1 pseudogene is annotated in these 285 nt (G+C 62.8%); it reads right to left on the reverse strand.

From position 1 onward, the window contains the following. Nucleotides 1-92: 92 nt before the first annotated feature. Nucleotides 93-285 (reverse strand): annotated as a pseudogene (locus QMX89_RS22765) (protein BatD); the annotation flags it as partial.

A 285-nucleotide genomic window follows, 5' to 3' on the forward strand; every position in this document is an offset into this window, starting at 1 on the left:
CCCGTATACTCCGCTTCCTCGGCTGTTTACGCCTTGCCTGACCTTCGTCTCAAGACTTTTCCCACAGACCCTAGATCCTCACCCTGAGGGGGTCATTTTGGATACAGCGGCGGCAACCCGGCGTTTTCGGCTGCAGGATCCAGGGCCGGGCCGCTGCGCAGGATACTGCCGATCGCGCGCCACAGTTCCACGCCTTGCCAATACTGGCCGCTTTCACTGTAGAGCGCTCCATTGAGTCCATCCAGGGCGTCGGACAGCGGCACGAAGCGCGCCGCCATGTCGGCC

Origin of the sequence: Pseudomonas sp. PS01301, from assembly GCF_029960215.1 — a bacterium.
GTDB classification, from domain to species: Bacteria; Pseudomonadota; Gammaproteobacteria; order Pseudomonadales; family Pseudomonadaceae; genus Aquipseudomonas; species Aquipseudomonas coleopterorum.